The sequence below is a fragment of the Pseudomonas sp. GW821-FHT02H06 genome (genome assembly GCF_059421525.1).
Genome location: NZ_JBWKVD010000002.1, coordinates 138,316 through 154,634, shown reverse-complemented (window position 1 = coordinate 154,634; position 16,319 = coordinate 138,316). Strand labels below are relative to the sequence as shown.

Annotated in this window: 13 protein-coding genes; 10 read left to right on the top strand and 3 right to left on the bottom strand. The window is 58.1% G+C overall.

Translation table 11 applies throughout. The annotated features are described in order from the left end of the window. The first annotated feature begins 8 nt into the window (after positions 1-8). Together AC07VF_RS03715 and AC07VF_RS03710 are read left to right on the top strand one after the other, a co-directional pair. On the top strand, positions 9-3,686 hold the full coding sequence (locus AC07VF_RS03715; protein ID WP_495008114.1) for a transporter substrate-binding domain-containing protein: 3,678 nt from the start codon (positions 9-11) through the stop codon (positions 3,684-3,686). Next, the gene (locus AC07VF_RS03710; protein ID WP_495008113.1) at positions 3,683-4,150 is read left to right on the top strand and encodes a GNAT family N-acetyltransferase; all 468 of its coding nucleotides are present in this window, start codon (positions 3,683-3,685) and stop codon (positions 4,148-4,150) included. Before AC07VF_RS03715 ends, AC07VF_RS03710 begins: the two co-directional genes overlap by 4 nt. Positions 4,151-4,169: 19 nt before the next feature. Here the strand turns inward: AC07VF_RS03710 and AC07VF_RS03705 are convergent, their stop codons facing one another. Further along, positions 4,170-5,111, bottom strand: coding sequence for a LysR family transcriptional regulator (locus AC07VF_RS03705; protein WP_282371568.1), 942 nt, complete (start codon positions 5,109-5,111; stop codon positions 4,170-4,172). A gap of 106 nt (positions 5,112-5,217) precedes the next feature. Between AC07VF_RS03705 and AC07VF_RS03700 the strand changes: the two genes are divergently transcribed. Next, positions 5,218-6,402: an MFS transporter gene (locus AC07VF_RS03700; protein ID WP_346626238.1), complete on the top strand. Its 1,185-nt coding sequence runs from the start codon at positions 5,218-5,220 to the stop codon at positions 6,400-6,402. A gap of 116 nt (positions 6,403-6,518) precedes the next feature. Here AC07VF_RS03700 and AC07VF_RS03695 read toward each other — a convergent pair whose 3' ends face one another. Next, positions 6,519-6,932, bottom strand: coding sequence for a winged helix-turn-helix transcriptional regulator (locus AC07VF_RS03695; RefSeq protein WP_495008112.1), 414 nt, complete (start codon positions 6,930-6,932; stop codon positions 6,519-6,521). Positions 6,933-7,016: 84 nt separating this feature from the next. Between AC07VF_RS03695 and AC07VF_RS03690 the strand changes: the two genes are divergently transcribed. The 5 genes from AC07VF_RS03690 (at position 7,017) to AC07VF_RS03670 (ending at position 10,755) form a co-directional block, all read left to right on the top strand. Next, positions 7,017-7,874, top strand: coding sequence for an SDR family oxidoreductase (locus AC07VF_RS03690; RefSeq protein WP_495008111.1), 858 nt, complete (start codon positions 7,017-7,019; stop codon positions 7,872-7,874). 119 nt (positions 7,875-7,993) lie between these two features. Beyond that, complete coding sequence (locus tag AC07VF_RS03685) at positions 7,994-8,302, top strand: RcnB family protein (protein ID WP_192172021.1); 309 nt, start codon at positions 7,994-7,996, stop codon at positions 8,300-8,302. 82 nt (positions 8,303-8,384) lie between these two features. Further along, on the top strand, positions 8,385-8,705 hold the full coding sequence (locus AC07VF_RS03680) for an RcnB family protein (protein ID WP_282371509.1): 321 nt from the start codon (positions 8,385-8,387) through the stop codon (positions 8,703-8,705). Between the two features lie 169 nt (positions 8,706-8,874). Continuing rightward, positions 8,875-9,804 carry an AEC family transporter gene (locus AC07VF_RS03675; protein ID WP_495008110.1) on the top strand — a complete coding sequence of 310 codons (930 nt, stop codon included), beginning with the start codon at positions 8,875-8,877 and terminating at the stop codon, positions 9,802-9,804. 24 nt (positions 9,805-9,828) lie between these two features. Then, complete coding sequence (locus AC07VF_RS03670) at positions 9,829-10,755, top strand: LysR family transcriptional regulator (RefSeq protein ID WP_495008109.1); 927 nt, start codon at positions 9,829-9,831, stop codon at positions 10,753-10,755. 148 nt (positions 10,756-10,903) lie between these two features. Here AC07VF_RS03670 and AC07VF_RS03665 read toward each other — a convergent pair whose 3' ends face one another. Next, the gene (locus AC07VF_RS03665; protein ID WP_495008108.1) at positions 10,904-11,824 is read right to left on the bottom strand and encodes a serine hydrolase domain-containing protein; all 921 of its coding nucleotides are present in this window, start codon (positions 11,822-11,824) and stop codon (positions 10,904-10,906) included. A gap of 167 nt (positions 11,825-11,991) precedes the next feature. On the opposite strand from AC07VF_RS03665, the gene AC07VF_RS03660 reads away from it, so the two are divergent. Next, complete coding sequence (locus AC07VF_RS03660; protein ID WP_495008107.1) at positions 11,992-14,139, top strand: hypothetical protein; 2,148 nt, start codon at positions 11,992-11,994, stop codon at positions 14,137-14,139. Positions 14,140-14,147: 8 nt separating this feature from the next. Next, the gene (locus tag AC07VF_RS03655; protein WP_495008106.1) at positions 14,148-16,304 is read left to right on the top strand and encodes a hypothetical protein; all 2,157 of its coding nucleotides are present in this window, start codon (positions 14,148-14,150) and stop codon (positions 16,302-16,304) included. The last annotated feature ends 15 nt before the right edge of the window (positions 16,305-16,319 follow it).

The window sequence follows — 16,319 nt, the reverse complement described above, 5'->3', positions numbered from 1 at the left end:
GAGACAGGATGCCAAAGGCGTTAAAGGACTATTGGATAGCGGCCGTGATGGTCTGCGTGGGCTTCGATACCCAGGCAGATCCCCTGGCACCGGAACGCTACACGCTGCTCAGCCGCTCCAACCCTGCGCACATGGACGTGACGCTGGAGCGCGCCCAGTGGCAATGGGTGCGCAACAAGCGCGAACTGGTGGTCGGCACCTCCGCGCCGGACTACCCGCCTTTCGACATGACCCTGACCGGGCACGACTACGAAGGCTTTACCGCCGATTACGTCGGCATTCTCGGGCGCGTACTCGACCTGCCGGTCAAAGTCCTGCGTTTCGCCAGCCGCGACGAGGCGGTGCAGGCGCTGAGCAAAGGCGAAATCGACCTGCTGGGCAGCGCCAACGGCTATGAGGCGGCGTCGCGCGGGATCGTGCTGTCCACGCCCTACGCCGTTGATCAGCCCGTGCTGGTGACCCGCGCCGGAGAAACCCGGCCCTTGAGCGGCGACCTCAACGGTTTGCGCCTGAGCATGGTTTATCACTACCTGCCGCCGGAGGAAATCGCCTCGCTGTATCCCAAGGCGCGCCTGCAGACCTTCCCCTCCTTCCAGAGTGCGATCAACGCCGTGGCCTTCAACCAGGCCGACGTGTTTCTGGGGGACACGATTTCCACTCACTACGTGATCAACAAGGGCTATCTGAACAACGTGCAGATGGCCAATTTCGGCAAGCACGAGGCAAACGGTTTCAGCTTCGCGGTGGAGGCGTCCAACCCGGTACTGCTGGACATCGTCAATCGGGTGCTCAAGGGCATTCCGGTGGAAGAGCGCATCGCCATTTCCAAACGCTGGGGCGCCGGCAGCGACCTGATGCTGACCGACCAGAAGCTGCAGCTCAATCAACGGGAAGAACGCTGGATCGCCCAGCACCCGACCGTTCGCGTGGTGTTCAACGAAGCCTACGCGCCGCTGACGTTCTTTGATGCGGCCGGCAATTTCAGCGGCGTCACCGCTGATTTACTCGAACTCATCCGCCTGCGCACCGGGCTCACCTTTAAAGTCAGCCATGCCGCCAGCATGAACGACATGGCCAATCAGTTGAGCCAGGGCCAGGCCGACCTGATCGGCGCGATGATCCCCAGCGAAGAGCGCCAGAACCGCTTCAATTTCAGCCGCCCCTACATGGACAACGTGTTCGTGCTGGTCACGCGCAAGGAAACCTCGGCGCCCTCCAATCTCGATCAACTGGACGGCAAGCGGGTGGCGCTGGCCCTCAGCAGCCCGATCCTGCCCTTCCTGCGCGACCACCACCCGGGCATTTATCCGGTGGAGGTCGACAACCCGGCGCAAGCCCTGGACATGCTCGCCCACGGCCGGGCAGAGGGCGCCATCACGTCGCTGTTCAGCGCCAGTTATTTCCTGTCCTCCCGGGCGTTGAACGACACGCTGCAGATGCGCGTGACGGTCGGGCAGGAACCGGCGCGCATTGCCATGGCCACGTCACGCAATGCCACCGAGCTGACCTCGATTCTCGACAAGGCGCTGTCGAGCATCGCCCCGGAAGACCTGGCCGCGATCAACAATCGCTGGCGCACCTATACCCCGCCAAGCAGCGGCGCGTGGCACGACTATGAGCTGTTGATCTATCAAATCATCGGCGGCGCCAGCCTGCTGCTGCTGGGCTCGCTGGCCTGGAATGCCTGGATGCGCCGGCAGATCAAACAGCGCGAGCGAGCCGAGCGTGCGCTCAACGACCAGTTCGAATTCATGAGCGCGCTGGTCAATGGCACGCCTCATCCCATCTACGTCCGCGACCGCGACGGCCTGCTGCAAATGTGCAATGAAAGCTACCTCGCCGCCTTCGCCGCGCGGCGCGAGGAGGTGATCGGCAAAAGCATTCTGGACGGCATATTGAGCGACACTGAAGAGGCCTTGGGCTACGTCGAGGATTACAAGCGTGTCATGGCCGAAAACGAGCCGCTGATTCTGGATCGCTCGCTGCACATCGGCGGCCGCGAGCTGACGATCTACCACTGGATCCTGCCGTTCCGCGATTCCCTCGGCAAAGTGCAAGGCATCATTGGAGGCTGGATCGACATCAGCGAACGGCGGCAATTGATCGAGCAGCTGCAGACGGCCAAGGAGCTGGCGGACGATGCCAACCGAGCCAAAAGCACCTTTCTGGCGACCATGAGCCATGAGATCCGCACGCCCATGAACGCGGTCATCGGCATGCTCGAGCTGGCCCTGAAGCGTGCCGACCACGGCCATCTGGACCGCCCGGCCATTGAAGTGGCCTACAGCTCGGCGAAGGATTTGCTGGAGCTGATCGGCGATATTCTCGACATCGCGCGCATCGAGTCCGGCCGATTGAGCCTGAGCCCCGAGCGCGCCAATCTGCGCCAACTGGTCGAATCCGTGGTGCGGGTGTTCGACGGCCTGGCCCGGCAAAAAAGCCTCACGCTGGCCCTGGATCTGGACGCGCGAACCAACACGGACGTGCTGATCGACCCGCTGCGTTTCAAGCAGATCCTTTCCAATCTCATCAGCAATGCCATCAAATTCACCGAAATGGGTCAGGTCAAGATCAGCCTGCAGACCGAAGCCGGCCGCAGCCCGCAGCAAATGCGCGTGCAGGTGGTGATTCACGACAGCGGCATCGGGATCACCGAGCAGGACCAGCAGCGGTTGTTTGCGCCCTTCGCCCAGGTCGATCAATCAGGGCAGCTGGCGCGCACTGGCGCAGGGCTGGGTCTGGTGATCTGTCGCAGTCTGTGCGAAATGATGGGCGGAAACCTGACGCTGAGCAGCCGTCCCGGGGATGGCACGCGAATCGAGATGACCTTCGAATTCACTACCTTGGAGCCGCTCGATGCGAAGAGCATTGCCCGCGAGGCGGCGCCCCACGCCTCGGGCCAGCTGCACATTCTGATCGTGGACGATCACCCGGCCAACCGCCTGCTGCTGTTCGAGCAACTGTGCTTTCTCGGGCACCGTTGCGACATGGCGCTCCAGGGCGCCGAAGCCCTGGAGCGCTGGCGTGCAGAGCGTTTCGATCTGGTGATCGCCGATTGCAACATGCCGGTCATGAACGGCTACGACCTGACGCGGGCCATCCGCCAGCTGGAGCAAACCGAGGCACGTCCGCGCTGCACCGTGCTGGGCTACACCGCCAATGCGCAGCCGGAGGAAAAGCAACGCTGCCGTGATGCCGGCATGGATGATTGCCTGTTCAAACCCATCAGCCTGACCGCGCTGAACGACCGCTTGAGCAAGGTCATGCCGCTGCGAGCCTCGTCTGCGCCGGGCATGCTGCCCGCCGTGCCCGTTCAGCCGCCCCAGGCGGTGTTCGACCCGCACGCCATCGAAGCGCTGACCGGCGGCAGGGCCGACATGAACGAGCGGTTGCTCGCTCAACTCATCGCCAGCATTCATCAGGACCGTGCCGAGCTGAACGCGACCACGCACCCGGAGCAGCTGAAAGACATCGGCCACAAGGTGCGCGGCGCCGCGAACATCATTTCCGCGACGGCTGTCATCGAGGGCTGCGAAGCGCTGGAAGCGGCCTGCGAGGCCGAAGCGCCGGCCGCCACTATCGGCGAGCGGCAGTCAGCCCTTTATGAGGCGATGGGCGCGCTGGAGCAGGCGTTGGTGGCTTATCGCGGGAAAGCGCTCGTGCCCCAGGCGGGGCCGCAGACATGAAGCTGATGCCGATGACCTCCGCTGATTTTCAGGCATTTGCTGCCCGCTCGGTCGCCGGGTATGCCCGGGATATCGCGCGCACCTACGGACTGCCTGAAGCGCTGGCCTTCAAAAGCGCCAGCGCTGACTTCAACGACCTGTTGGCGGAGGGTCTGGACACCGAGGGACATTGGTTCTACTGCCTATGCATCGACGAAGGCGTTGAGGTGGGCAGCCTGTGGGTAGGCGTCGTCGAGGCCCCGCCGTTGCCGGCCAGGCTGTTCATCTACGACCTGGAAATTCATCAGGCCTTCCGACGTCAGGGCCTGAGCCGGCAGGCACTGAGCGCCGTCGAAGCGTGGGCCATCGAGCGCGGTATCCGGCGTCTGGAGCTCAACGTATTTGCAGACAACCATGGGGCGCGGAGGCTGTACGAAACGTCGGGGATGGCTGTCTGTGAAATGACCATGGGCAAGGACTTATAGCCGCCGATGTGTGCCCCGTTCAGACCGGCCCGGTAGCAGAATCGACGCTGCCGTAGGGCGCCAGGTGCTCGCTCAGGTATTTCAGCAGAATGCTCACTTTCGGCAGCGCCTCTCGGGTTTTCAGCCAGACCAGATTCATCGGCAGTCCGTCGGTGGCAAGCTCCGGCAGCACTTCAACCAGCCGTCCTTCGTTGAGGTGGGTTTGCACCAGCCAGGTCGGCAATTGCGCGATACCATGCCCGGCCAGCGTGGCCGATACTTCGCCCTCCCCGTCGCCGACGGCAATCCGCGGATGAATGACGCGCCGCTCCTGATCCCCCGGCACGCGCCCGCGAAAATACCAGGGCCCGACCTGCCCGTCGGACTGGCCGTAGGCGATGCAATGATGATGCTCAAGATCGGCGTCCGTCTCGGGCCGACCGTGCTCGGCGATGTAACTTGGCGCGGCGCAGAACACCAGTCGCTGAGCGCCGATGAAACGATGCCCCAACCCCGCCGCCCATGCATCGCGCCCGCCGATTCTGACCACGATATCAATGCCTTCATGCACCGGGTCGATGAACCGGTCGGAGAACGAAATGTGTGGCTGCAGCAGTGGGTATTCCCTGACGAAGTTGAGGATCAGCGGCAACACATGGAGACGTCCGTAGGAGGCCGGCAAATCGATCCGCACCCGGCCATGGGGCTCATGCCGCTCCGATGCGAGGGCCAGCTCGGCTTCTTCGAGATCAGCCAGCACGCCGCTGCAGGTGGCGTAGAACTTCACGCCGGCTTCGGTGAGGGCCAGGCGGCGCGTGGTGCGATTGAACAGGCGCTGGCCCAATCGCTGCTCCAGGCGGGCGATGCTTTTGCTGACCGCCGATGCTGTCAGGTTCAGCTTCAATGCGGCGTTGGCGAAGCTGCCGAAATCGGCCACGGCCACAAATACATCAATGCCCTTGAGACGCTCGGATGAGAACACGGCGATTACCATTGCTGAACTGAGTTCGCGATAGTAAGTCATTTATGTCGCGGATGAGAACTCACATCTCCAATAGGCTATGGCAACGTCCATTGGAGCTTCTGCTATGCAACCTTCACATTCCGCAACGGCCTCTGCGCCGGATGCCTCGTCCCGATCAGGGATACAAATCCTGATCATGGCGATCGCTGCTTTCATCATCGTCACCACTGAATTCCTCATCGTCGGCCTGCTTCCGGCCATGGCCAAGGACCTGGGCGTGTCGATTGCCGTGGCTGGCCAAGTGGTGACACTGTTCGCCTTTACCGTGATGTTGTGCGGGCCGTTCCTCACGGCAAAACTGGCGGGTGTCGAGCGCAAGAAACTCTTCACCATCATCCTGCTGGTGTTCGCCGCTTCCAACGTGCTGGCGGCGCTGTCCACCAACATCTGGGTCATGGCCCTCGCGCGCTTCATTCCGGCGTTGGGCCTGCCTGTGTTCTGGGGCACCGCCAGCGAAACTGCCGGGCAACTGGCAGCACCTGGCAAATCGGGTCAGGCGGTGTCGCGGGTTTACCTGGGCATTTCCGCCGCCCTGGTGTTCGGTGTGCCGTTGGGGACCGTCGCCGCCGACACCCTCGGCTGGCGCGGCAGCTTCTGGGTCCTGGCCGTCATCTCGCTGGTGATCGCCATCCTGATGCAACTGTGCATGCCGACCTTGCCTTCCTCCCCTGCCAAGCACGGCGAGAAGCAGACCGACATTCTGAAACAGCCGCGCTTCCTCGCCCACGTGTTGCTGTCGGTGCTCGCGTTCACCGCGATGTTCACGGCTTACACCTATCTGGCCGATATCCTCCAGACCCTGGCCGGCGTTCCGACCAATCAGGTCGGCTGGTGGCTGATGGGCTTCGGCGCGGTCGGAATGATCGGCAACCAATGGGGCGGAAAGTTGGTCGATCGCAGCCCGCTGGGCGCGATGGTGCTGTTCCTGGTGATTCTGAGTATCGGCATGGCCGCCGCCATTCCATTGGCCACGGACCATATCTGGCTGATCGCCGCGCTGGTCTTATGGGGCGTTGCATACACCGCGCTGTTTCCGGTGTGCCAGGTGCGCGTGATGCAGGCCGGTGCCAAGGCTCAGGCACTGGCGGCGACCATGAACATTTCGGCGGCCAACGCCGGCATTGGCTTAGGTGCGATTTTTGGCGGACTGGGTATCGGCCACTTCGGACTGGGGTCGCTGGGCTGGATCGCGACCGGGATCGCCGCCCTGGCGATTGTGGTTGCGCTGTTGATGATGCGTAAGCGTTAAGGACTCGGTCTGGCAGTCAAGCGATGTTGGGCTGCTGCCTTGCCAGGCAGAACACGCAGCGTCGGGATGCCGCTTTTTGAGCGCGGCATCCCGAATCTGCCAATGAGAAGAACCGGTCACTCAGGTGCCAACGCTTTCCCTTCCCGTGCCGCCAGAATGCGCGGCAGATTGTCTTCGATCCAGGTGGTCAGCCCGTCCATCTGCAGGGCGACCTCCTCCCCCATCGCCGTCAAACGGTATTCGACGTGGGGCGGCACCACCGGCAGCGCTGTGCGGTCGACAAACCCATCCTGTTCCAGGCTCTGCAGCGTCTGCGACAGCATCTTTTCGCTGACGCCGCCGATCTTGCGCCGCAGTTCGCTGAACCGGTGCATGCCGTCCAGCAATACCACCAGCACCAGCACGCCCCAGCGGCTGCACACATGATTGAGGATTTCCCGCGACGGGCAGTCACGGGCCAGCACCTCTCCGGTACGAATTCGCTCGAGCAGTGAGACGGAGCCTACAGAGGGCGAAGCAATATCGTTCATCAAACTTACCTTTTCGTACGTACTTACGAAAGGTTAGCACGGTGACTATGCTGATCGCTCAATCAACTTCGTTCGGGAATCATCATGATCGTCATCACCGGTGCATCAGGTCAGCTGGGCCGCCTCGTCATCGCTCAACTGCTCGAAACCGTTCCTGCCTCGCAGATCGTCGCAGCGGCCCGTGATCCGGGAAAAGTGGCTGACCTCGCCGCCAGGGGCGTGCAGGTTCGCCAGGCCGATTACGCGCAGCCGACCACTCTGGACCAGGCCTTTGCAGGCGCCGAGAAAGTCCTGCTGATCTCGTCCAGTGAAGTAGGCCAGCGGGTCGCTCAGCATCAGGCGGTGATCGACGCGGCCAAACGCGCGGGCGTGAAACTGCTGGGTTACACCAGCGTGCTCCACGCCGATACCTCGGCGCTGGGCCTGGCCGAAGAACACAAGCAGACCGAGGCGGCCCTGGCGCAATCAGGCGTTCCGGCGGTGGTGCTGCGCAATGGCTGGTACCACGAAAACTATACGGCCGGCGTTGCCCACGCGGTGGAGAACGGCGCCCATTACGGCAGCGCGGGTGAAGGCCGGATCAGCTCCGCCGCCCGGGCAGACTACGCAGCGGCAGCGGCCGTCGTACTGACATCCACTGAGGATCAGGCGGGCAAGGTCTACGAGCTGGCCGGCGACGAGTCCTACACGCTGAAGGAATTTGCCGCTCAAATCGCGCAGCAATCCGGCAAGCCTGTCGTCTACACCGATCTTCCCGAGGCCGATTACAAGGCTGCGTTGCTGCACGCCGGGCTGCCGGAATTCGTCGCCGAGTTGCTCGCCAACTCCGATGCCGCTGCGGCCAAGGGTGCGCTGCTCGACGACAGTCGCCAGTTGAGCCCCCTGATTGGCCGGCCGGCCGCTCCGCTGTCGGCCAGCATTGCCGAAGCGCTGCACCGGTAACCTTCGCTGCCGCCTCGCAGTTGCACGCGGGCGGCGCGCCAGCACGGGCACTGAATGATTTGCGCCCCCCAGGGTCGAAACCAATGACAGCGCACCACGCGCTGGCCAAGGAGTTTCGAATGAACAGCAAATCGCTCATTGCCGGTCTGGCGATTCTGGGTAGCGTTTCCGTTGCAAGTTTCACGGTCCAGGCCGCCAACGCAACGGAGCCGACCATTCAACCTTCCCGAGACAATATGCGGGAGCTCGAAGTCGGCAGCCGTTCGCCGCAGGAATTCCAGCGTCCGGACGCCGCGATCAAGGACTGGAAAGCCAAGGGTCTGGAAGAACCGGCCAAAATGAGCCAGTGGACGCGCATCCACGACAAATACGTCGAAGTGCAGACCACCAACGGCCAGATCACCAAGATTGTCCCGATCGAAAAATAAGTCGGGGCACTGACCCAGCGCGTCGGGTCCATGTGGCGCGCACCAGGTGAAAGAACCTATACGGACGACCAAAGGAATTCCCATGAACATCAAAAAACTGATGGCTTGCGCGGCAGTGGTCACTTGTCTGAGCGGCACCAGCTTCGCGGCGATGGCGCAAACCCCTGCAACCAAAAGCGTGCAGGCGGAACACACCAATGAACAGTACAAGGTCGGCGACACCACCCATGACCTGTACAAAGACGAGCGCGTCGGCGTCAAGGACTGGCAAGGCAAGGGCCTGACCGCGCCCAAGGAAGGCACGCAGTGGGTGCTGATCAGCGATAAATATGCGCTCATCAACATGGAAGACGGCAAGGTCCTCGACATCGCGCCGGGCAATCTCAAACCGCTGAAAAAGTGATTACCGACGTACCGCCCACTGTGCCTGACCCCCGTCGGGCACTTTCCCGCCTTCCCCCCTCCTCCAAATGCTCGCCACTCCTTGCCACGGCTGACAAGAAAGGTTGCACCCTAACGATTGCGCCCTCTACTCTGCGGCTCTTGTCTGTTGCGCCATAGGCCCAGGTTCGATGTCTTCCGTCTTGAATGTCTTGCTGCCCATCTTCGCCCTCATTCTGGTGGGCTACCTCTGTCGCCGCACCAACCGCCTCGGACCGACCGCCGCCTCTGAAATCAACCGAATGGTGGTCTGGCTGTGTTTGCCGGCACTGCTGTTCACCGCCACTGCCCACGCCACCTGGGCGCAGATCTGGCACCCGGGTTTCGTGCTGACCTTCACCCTGTCGACTATGGCGATGTTCGTCATTACCCTGCTGCTGCGGCGCCGGAAGGCCGGCCATTTCGCCGATGCCAGCATCGACGCCCTCAGCGCCTCCTACGCCAACACCGGCTACATCGGCATTCCGCTGTGCGTCATGGTGCTGGGGCAGGACGGCCTGGAACCGGCACTCATTGCCTCGTTGCTGGTGGTCTGCGTGGTGTTCGGCATCGCGCTGGTGTGCATCGAAATCGGGTTGCAAAGCGAGGCCCGGGTGCACCGCATCGTGCTCAAAGTGCTGCTGGCACTGGCGAAAAACCCGCTGGTGGTCTCGCCGATACTGGGCGCCTGCTGGGCGTCGACCGGCGTGGCATTGCCGGGCGCGCTGGATAAATTTCTCAGCCTGCTGGGTGCCGCGACGACGCCCTGCGCGCTGATTTCCCTGGGCCTGTTTCTCGCCCAAAAACAGCAAGGGCCGCGTGAGGGCACGACGTTGCTGGTGCTGATAAAACTGATCGCCCACCCGCTGCTGACCTGGTTTCTGGCGTATCGGGTGTTCAACCTGCCGCCGCTGTGGGCGAACTCTGCCTTGTTGTTGAGCGCCCTGCCCACTGGCACCGGCCCGTTCATGCTGGCCGAGTACTACAAGCGCGAGGCGTCGGTGGTGTCGAGCACGATTCTGATCTCGACGCTGGGCTCGCTGGTGACGCTGTCGCTGTGCATTTATTACATCAACGGTTGACGGGCACAGGATAGGTGCGTCGCAATGAACAAGCTGGATTTGCTGAAAACCTTCGTCAGGGTCGCCGAGCTGTCGAGCTTCACCCACGCCGGCGACGCCTTGGGCCTGCCGCGCTCGACGGTGTCGGAGCATGTGCGCAGCCTCGAAGAACTGCTCGGCGCACGACTGCTCCTGCGCACCACGCGCAAGGTGCAGGTGACCCCCGATGGCCAGGCGCTGTATGAGCGCAGCAAGGATGTGCTCAGTCAGATGGACGAGCTGGAAGGCCTGTTCCGCCAGGACAACTCGGCGCTCAGCGGACGGCTGCGGGTGGACATGCCCACCGCCATTGCCCGGCGCCTGGTGATGCCACGGCTGAGTGAATTCCTTGAGCGGCACCCGCTGATCGAGCTCGAGATCAGCAGTACGGACCGGCGCGTCGATCTGGTCCGCGAAGGCTTTGATTGCGTGCTGCGCATTGGCGCCCTGCCGGAAACACCGCTGATCGCGCGCAACGTCGGGCTGTTCGGGATGATCAACTGCGTGAGCCAAGGCTATGCCGAGCGTTTTGGTATTCCGCAGAATCTGGAAGAGCTGCAGCAGCATCGGCTCATCAACTACGCACCGGCTTTCGGCGCTGCCGCATCGTTATTCGAGTATTGCCGCGAGGGCAAGGATTTCCATGTGTCTATGCCCTGCAGTGTGACGGTGAACAACATTGAAGCCTACGAGGCGGCGTGTGTCGGCGGGCTGGGGATCATCCAGATTCCGCGCCTGGCTGACGCTTACCAGCAGCAACGCGGCGCCTTGATCGAAATCCTCCCCGAATACCGGCCAACGGCGATGCCGGTGTCACTGCTCTACGCCCATCGCCGGCACCTGCCCCAGCGGTGCCGGGTGTTCATGGATTGGCTGGAGCAATTGCTGGGGGAATATGGGGTGATGTCGAAGGGCTCGCGAGGGCGGCGTTAACAGGCTGGTAGGACCGGCTTTAGCCGGGAACGCATCGGCGAAGACTCCGCAAAAATGATGTCGTTTGCACAGGCCTCTTCCCGGCTAAAGCCGGTCCCACAGGGATCGCGTTGATCCAGCGGACCGGTTGAGTCTCTCCTGCCTGCCATCACTTCAACGCCGCGACCACCGCATCGAAGAAGGCCATCGGGTCGATGGGTTCTTTGTCCACCGGCTTGGGCTGCGCGCCGAAGGTGACGATCACCACATTGTTGGCCGGGTTAACGTAAATGTTCTGTCCCTGGATGCCGACTGCGGAATAGGCGCCGTCCTTCACAGAGGGTGCGGTCCAGGCCGTCCACCACATATAACCGTAATCCAGACTCTTGCCGCCCTTGAGGGTGGTCGGCAGCGTCGCCTCCCTGACCCAGCCGTCGGGGAGAATCGAGGTGCCGTTGATCTTGCCGTCGTTCATGAAGAACAGCCCGAAGCGCCCGTAATCCCGCAGGGTGGCGCTGATGCCGCTGCCGCCGATCTCCATGCCGTCAGGGGAGTCCAGCCACCATGTCGCGTCGCTTTCCATGCCGAACGGCTGCCAGATTTTCTTCGACAGGTACTCGGCCAGCGGCATCTTCACCGCGCCCCGCACAATCTCGCCGAGGACCTGGGTTTCTCCCGTACTGTAGTTGTTCACCGTGCCGGGTTCCGCTGCACGCGGCAGGCTCGCCATCAGCGCCATGGCCGAATGGGGCTGCTGGGAAATCTGCGCCTTGAGCAACGCCCGCCGATCCGACGCCGGATCGGTGTAGGTCTCGTTCCACTTCACCCCCGAGGACATCATCAGCACGTTGCGCACGGTCACCCCTTCGTAGGCGCTGCCTTTGAGGGCCGGCACGTAATCGACCACTTGGGCGTCAAGCCCCTTGATCAGGCCATCCTTGATTGCCGCCGCGGTCAGGGTCGAGGTGATGGATTTGGCCATCGACATCGACATCCAGCGGGTTTTCTCGGTGTTGCCGCGCTGATAGGTCTCGAAGACGATCTTGCCGTCCTTGATCACCAGCATCGCGGTAATACTGTCCAGCGCCACGAAGTCGTACAGGTCGTACTTTTTGCCGTCGGTTTTCTAGACAGACACTCAAAATCACCTATTTTTTCATATGTAGATCAGCTGCTTAGAAACAATCTGACACCACGGATTTGACACCAGGCCAAGGTGACCTACGCTCACCCACAATGGTAAAGGGGGAAGGCTTCATGGCTGATGTTGTCACTTGGGCAAACTGCATACGGGCGGAGCGCGGGCAAATACACATCGCGTACTACCACCCAACAAACAGCAAAAGACAGGTCTCCTCTGTCATTGAAATACCCATCAAGCTTCTCGACGCCGAAGTAACGATATTGTGTGAAGAGCTTGAGAACTTCATCATCGGAAAATCGCAATCCAGCGCTGGCATAGCGGTTTATATATTTAACCGGATGGCTAACTTCCTTCGCACTGAAGGGGCGCCGATACCTGCAGCGGGCAGTTCAGACTGGCAGACCTTTCTGTTCGACTTCTTCGATCACTTCATGCTTCGCTCGAAGTCATATGCGCTAAAAAAAGCTTCAAAGGTTCGCTTATGGGCAGTTGCAAGGCGCTACTTTAAGCAGCTGCAAACCAACAACATCATACCTGAAAACACACTACTCCCCACGTCTCAACCACATAAAAATTCGCTGAATATGATAGGCGGGGTTTCACCAACTCTAAATAAAGAAAAGAAGGTGAAACTTCCAGAGACAGCCACTGAAATATTTCCCAAGAAGTTCTTAATCAGCAATGACGCACATCTAACAAGTGACGAATTCCTAGATACGCTAATGAACCGTCTAACCGCGGCCAATACAGCACTGATCACTGGATGCTCCGAATACTGGATCAACTTAAAAAAATGCCACGCGCTCGGCGACGAGTTGATCTCAGCCATCGACTCATCAGAACTTAAAGAGATTATTGAATCCAAGGTCACATACACTCTTAAACATCACCCGGCCAACCCGCAGAAACCACTAGGAATTAATTGGTTCCTGGCTGCTGCCAAATATTGCTTCCTGAATTATAATTTCACTGCAATGTCATTAACTGAGCTAAAAAGATTTCCATTCTTCAAGAGCATAGCAACAAATGTTGCTGTGTGTGTTAATATTCAAAAGGCGCTCGACAACCTAGTTCAACCGTTTATGAACAGTACTGTTTCGGGAAACGAAGGCTTTTTGAGATTGATGGGGTTGTTGAACGCAAGGGATTGCGCTGCGGCCTGCGCAATACTAATCAAGGAAAATCCAAACTTTACCTCGGAAGGCTTGCAACAGTCTAATTTACTGAACATAAACGACAAGCCATATATTTTCTCGGACGGCGATTTTAGCTTGCAAATTTTTGGTATAGAAAAACCGCGTGCATCAGCGAGAAAGGTATCAGTGCTGCCGCCGTTGAGCAGAATGATAATAGAAGATATTATAAGCTGCACAGCAGCGTTGCGTGCAAAACTAAAAAGGGATGGGGACAGCAATTATCGAAAGTTATTCATAATCAGCAGCAATAGAGGTTTTACTAACTCGACGATCATGAGTGCCACCCTCGCATCCAAGAGGGGAAATACACTTTATAATGAGATAAAACAGCACCTTGAAAGTGCCGGCGTGGAGAAGTCCTTGTTCGCGCTGCAAAATATCAGAGCTAACCAAGGCATTCTGCGCTTTTTACAAACCGGCAGTTTCTACAGCGTAGCACTTACGCTAGGCAACACGCCTATTGTCGCCCAAAGGCACTATATTCCCCCATGGATTGCAGAACGCTGGGCTAGAAGAGTAGCCCGTGTATTTGCTCACAAACTGGTGATCGTCGCTACACATGGAAAGCCATGGCAGATGGAGGCGAGTGACTGTGAGGATGCGCAAACCCTCCTATCCTTCGTGACCCGGATTATCACCGAGGCACAGACCAAGGACGACGCCCTATCCCACATGATCAGAAACATGGAATCAACTGGAACACCGTTAGCAAACGAAGTATTTAAACCGTTAATTCGCCACGGTTTGCAAATAAAGTTAGATCCAGAGAGCCTGGGAGCACTCTACTACTATGTGGAGATGCTGGACAGAAACACTCAAGAGCTAAACACACCAGATATCAGGACAGGGCTTACTCCACAAAGTCTAGTTGACCTTGCTAACCTGATGAAATATGCGGCACGTGATCCTGAGTTCGGAAATCATGCTGAATGGGCGGTTATGAGTCATTTGCAAGGAAAATCTCATTTGCAGCTCAAGCTTACACATGAGCAGGCAATCATGCACATGGCAAAGCTGCGGTCGAGAATTGAAACCATGTCAGTCACCAGCGGCAGCATACGGTAACGTGTCAAATGAAACATCCCACTAGCCTCAGCAGCCAAGAAGAATCGGATGATGATGATGAATACTTTCGTCATCTGTCGAGAATGCAACGAGATCGGGTGACGACGTTAGACTATTCGGTAAAACCAGTATGGATGATTGAGGGCTCTTTAGGGGACGCCAAGTGGATTGCGAAGGGCGCTACCGAAGACGACAGAAATCAAACGATTTATTTTGAGCATTCCCTGCCGGATGGCCGAAAATTAACAGATCCACTATACTCAAAGTTACTCATAAGCATTCAAAAAAGCGCAATAGCGCTGCGATCAGGCCGGACAGGAGCGACTGTTGACCCAATCCGGTGGTCAGGTACTATAAACTGGCAAAAAAACCTTTCGAGCTGGTTGGTGTTGCACGCTAAAGATTACAACCCTCAACGCTTTGGCTTCAGCGGTTTCGACGACAACGCTGTAAAGATCCTGATGGCCGAGCTTGCAGATGGCAACTGGGCCACTGCTTTGCGATACACAGAACGATTCCTAGACTTTTTGCACATGGAGATCTATGGCACTCCTGCTCCTGAACAGATTCTTATATCACCATTTGAGCTGCCTCCTCAATTCATACAAGACGTTTCAAACCACCTGGAACATCAGGGTCATCTTACCAAGAATTTAATATCTAGAAACTACCTAGCGGCTGTATTGACTGCAGATCGTAGGGCTTTCAAGAATGTCCGGTTTAGAGCGTTCCTAAGCCAATTTGAAGATGACGTTGATGCTAACACCGTGCTTGTAGGACACTCACACAGTAGAAGCAATGCGGGCCACAAGCATCTTTTGCATTCAGAAGCCATGCTTCGGCGAAGTACCCGGTCGGCCTTCACTAACGAACTGAGCCACCTAACACTTTTCAGCAAGTGCAACGCGTTATTTCCAGACCTGATACCAAAACTTAACGTAGATAGAAACGAGATCTCTGCGGCTGTACACGAATCACTTGTCGCGACTCGGCACACTCGGAAGATACCGTTGAGCATCGGCATTTCATTGCTTGCTGGGGCTACGGAATGGATCATGCGCTTTGGCGGCGCGTTTGTCGATGCGATAGTATTCTATACGAACCATTGCAGAAATATCGATGAGGGAAGCACGTGGTGTACAAACGAAGCAATCAATAAACGCTTCCACTCCACCAAACTGAGGTTTAGGACACAGGGGTACGATGGCTACCCGTGTGTTCCACTGGTGGAAGCGTTGGACATTTCAACCCTTAACAGCTCTCCTTTACCAGGAATGGGGCTTAGCTTTGTTTCGGGCATGCAGGGTTTTATTGGGGCATGTTTGATTATCTTGGGCATGCTAAAGCCGTTGCGCATGGGTGAAATTTGTCAGCTACCACGGGATTGCCTTGAATACGAAGAGCTAGTCGGCGGCGCTTTCATAAACCACCTTAGCGAAAAGAGTGGCCATGCAGGTGCCAACGACACGATTGTCAGGCCCATCCCCTACATTGCAGCACGAGCAGTCCAACTTTTACAATTACTTGGAACGCAACTCGAGCAAGTGTTTCAAACCTCTCCCAAGAAAAAACTGCTTTTTTACTTCCCTAAAGACAAGGGGCTTGGCAAGCCTGGCTCAAGATTGCACCCGGGCCGAATCGACACCTGCCTTAACGCTTTCTGCAACATCTTGGGTCTTCCCAAAGATGAATATGGCCGGAGTTGGCTGATTCGTATTCATGAAGCGCGAAAATTCTATCTCATGACCTTGATTCATCATGAAGGCGAGTCATCGCGGAGTACAGGAAGCTATATGGCCGGACATATGAACACCGAATCCATAGACGAATACCTCAGTGGAGATGTTCCAACTGATGAACTGTTAAACCTAAAAGCCGAATGCATCACTGAAAAACTCATAAAGCTTGAACAGGAAAATCTGCCCCCTAAAGAAAACCAAGGATTAGTAGCGCTTCATGCTGAGGTGAAGCGCAGATTCAACGTCGACTCTATCAGGGGGCGATCACCTAAGGACTACGATCAAATGGTGAGGCAGCTCTTAGCCAATAAAAGCGTTGAGTTACAAACCTATACGATAACCATAAAAAGCACTGACGGCGTGATATGGGACAATGAATTCGCAGTTAAATATTTGGAGCATAAGGATGAAAAATTCAAGAGTTGATCATATAGTGAATAG

Coding starts and splice junctions, on each gene's coding strand:
- AC07VF_RS03715 (WP_495008114.1), top strand. CDS start 9: ATGCCAAAGGCGTTAAAGGACTATTGGATAGCGGCCGTGATGGTCTGC.
- AC07VF_RS03710 (WP_495008113.1), top strand. CDS start 3,683: ATGAAGCTGATGCCGATGACCTCCGCTGATTTTCAGGCATTTGCTGCC.
- AC07VF_RS03700 (WP_346626238.1), top strand. CDS start 5,218: ATGCAACCTTCACATTCCGCAACGGCCTCTGCGCCGGATGCCTCGTCC.
- AC07VF_RS03695 (WP_495008112.1), bottom strand. CDS start 6,932: ATGAACGATATTGCTTCGCCCTCTGTAGGCTCCGTCTCACTGCTCGAG.
- AC07VF_RS03690 (WP_495008111.1), top strand. CDS start 7,017: ATGATCGTCATCACCGGTGCATCAGGTCAGCTGGGCCGCCTCGTCATC.
- AC07VF_RS03685 (WP_192172021.1), top strand. CDS start 7,994: ATGAACAGCAAATCGCTCATTGCCGGTCTGGCGATTCTGGGTAGCGTT.
- AC07VF_RS03680 (WP_282371509.1), top strand. CDS start 8,385: ATGAACATCAAAAAACTGATGGCTTGCGCGGCAGTGGTCACTTGTCTG.
- AC07VF_RS03675 (WP_495008110.1), top strand. CDS start 8,875: ATGTCTTCCGTCTTGAATGTCTTGCTGCCCATCTTCGCCCTCATTCTG.
- AC07VF_RS03670 (WP_495008109.1), top strand. CDS start 9,829: ATGAACAAGCTGGATTTGCTGAAAACCTTCGTCAGGGTCGCCGAGCTG.
- AC07VF_RS03660 (WP_495008107.1), top strand. CDS start 11,992: ATGGCTGATGTTGTCACTTGGGCAAACTGCATACGGGCGGAGCGCGGG.
- AC07VF_RS03655 (WP_495008106.1), top strand. CDS start 14,148: ATGAAACATCCCACTAGCCTCAGCAGCCAAGAAGAATCGGATGATGAT.